Genomic DNA, 2,116 nt, shown 5'->3' on the forward strand with positions numbered 1-2,116 from the left:
GCCGGTTATCACCTGCGCAAGCTCGGGCTGGTGCCCGAACGCGATTTCCGCATCGTCGACCACGCACCCGGCCCCGGTGGCGCCTGGCAGTTCCGGTGGCCGTCGCTGACTCTGACCACCGTGAACCGGGTGCACGACCTGCCGGGGATGTCCTTCGCCGAGACACTGCCGGCGGGATCGGAGTCGGCGCGAGCCGCCAGCGCGGTGCCGCACTACTACGAACTCTACGAAAAGCGCTTCGACCTGCAGGTTCAACGGCAGGTGACGGTAAAAGTCGTCTGCGATCGGACCGCCGACGGGCAGAGCTGCGCGGGCCGAGGCGAGGTATTGCAGGTCGAAACCGAGGGCGCGGGCACACTTCGCACACGAGGTCTGATCAACGGCACCGGCACCTGGGAGCACCCGTTCATCCCCCGATATCCGGGCGCCGACACCTTCGCGGGCCGCCAGCTGCACACCCGCGACTACCGCACGGCCGACGAGTTCGCGGGCAAACATGTCGTCGTCGTCGGCGGGGGCATCTCGGCGGTGCAGTTACTCGACGAAATCTCGCTCGTGACCTCCACCACATGGGTCACCAGGTCGGAGCCGCGCTGGCGCGAAACGCCGTTCGCCGAGCAGGACGGGCGCGACGCGGTGGCACTGGTGGAGGACCGCGTCCGGGCGGGTCTGCCGCCGGGGTCGGTCGTCTCGGTGACGGGACTACCGCTCGACGACCGTTTGCGCGCCGCCCGCGAGCGGGGTGCGCTGCGACGGCTGCCGATGTTCGAGCGGATCGAGCCCACCGGCGTGCGCTGGGCCGACGGCAGCTTCCAGGCCGCCGATGTGATTCTGTGGGCAACCGGTTTCCGCAGCTCACTGGATCATCTGGCGCCCTTGCGGCTGCGCGGACCCGGCGGCGGGATCACCATGACCGGGCGGTTGGCGACGCAGGTGGCCGTCGACCCGCGCATCCATCTGATCGGCTACGGGCCCTCGGCCAGCACGATCGGCGCCAATCGGGCGGGCCGGGCGGCAGCCCGCGAGCTGACCGGTTTCCTCGGGCTCAGTCCAGACCGGCACTGAACGTCGACGGATCGGCGCCGACCCGCTTGCCCGAGTCGAGGCGGCTGATCGACTCCATCGCCTCGGCGTCGAGTTCGAAGGTGAACACATCGAAATTCTCGGAGATCCGCGACGGCGTGACCGACTTCGGGATGACGATATTGCCCAGCTGCAGGTGCCACCGGATGATCACCTGCGCCGGGGTGCGGTCGAGCTGCTCGGCGATGTCGACGATGGTGGGGTTGCCGAGCAGCGTGCCCTGCCCCAGCGGGCTCCACGCTTCGGTGGCGATCGCGTGATTGGCGTCGTATTGCCGCAGGTCACGCTGGGACAGCGTGGGATGCAGTTCGATCTGGTTCACCGTCGGGATCTCGCCCGCGTCGGCGATCAGGGTCTCCAGATCGATCACCCGGAAGTTGGAGACACCGATCGAGCCGATCCGGCCCTGCGACTTCAGCGCCTGGAACGCGCGGAACGTGTCGACGTAGCGGCCTGCCGACGGAACCGGCCAGTGGATCAGATACAGGTCCAGATAATCCAGGCCGAGGCGCCCCATGCTGGTATCGAAGGCGCGCAGGGTGCTGTCGTAGCCCTGGTCCGCGTTCCACAGCTTGGTGGTGATGAAGAGTTCGTCGCGGGGGATCCCCGATTCACGGATGGCGCGGCCTACGCCTTCCTCGTTGCCGTAGACCGCGGCCGTGTCGATACTGCGGTAGCCGACCTTCAACGCCTCGGCCACCACCCCGGTGACGTCTTCCGCGGGCACCTGGAACACACCGAAGCCGAGCTGTGGGATCACGTTCCCGTCATTGAGCACGATGGTGGGGACAGGGCTGCTCTCGCTGCGGAAGGTCACCCTCTCGAAGGTAGAAGTGGTTGGGTGCGGCGTCAACGACGGCGCGTCGCGTGTTTCCCCGTACCGAGAAAGCGGGGCGCTGGTCAGGGGATTGCCCGCGATTCAGTACACAGCTCCGGCCAGTCCGATTCGCCGGTATCGGCGCTGCCTCAGCGTTCGCAGTTCGGCGGGCTCGTAGGTGCGCAGCGCCGCCAGTTCGGCGGCGATCGCCAGGAC

Annotated in this window: 2 protein-coding genes; one reads left to right on the forward strand and one right to left on the reverse strand. The window is 68.0% G+C overall.

Going from position 1 to position 2,116, the window contains the following annotated elements; genetic code table 11:
- Positions 1 to 1,065: NAD(P)-binding domain-containing protein (locus ACFWF3_RS33495; RefSeq protein WP_379317969.1), on the forward strand; the 1,065-nt coding region annotated here is incomplete at its 5' end.
- Here ACFWF3_RS33495 and ACFWF3_RS33500 read toward each other — a convergent pair.
- On the reverse strand, positions 1,046 to 1,900 hold the full coding sequence (locus tag ACFWF3_RS33500; protein WP_378990478.1) for an aldo/keto reductase: 855 nt from the start codon (positions 1,898 to 1,900) through the stop codon (positions 1,046 to 1,048). The two genes, ACFWF3_RS33495 and ACFWF3_RS33500, sit on opposite strands and share 20 nt — an antisense overlap.
- Between the last annotated feature and the right edge of the window lie 216 nt (positions 1,901 to 2,116).

Origin of the sequence: Nocardia sp. NPDC060220, from assembly GCF_042727815.1 — a bacterium.
In the GTDB taxonomy this organism is placed as follows: domain Bacteria; phylum Actinomycetota; class Actinomycetes; order Mycobacteriales; family Mycobacteriaceae; genus Nocardia.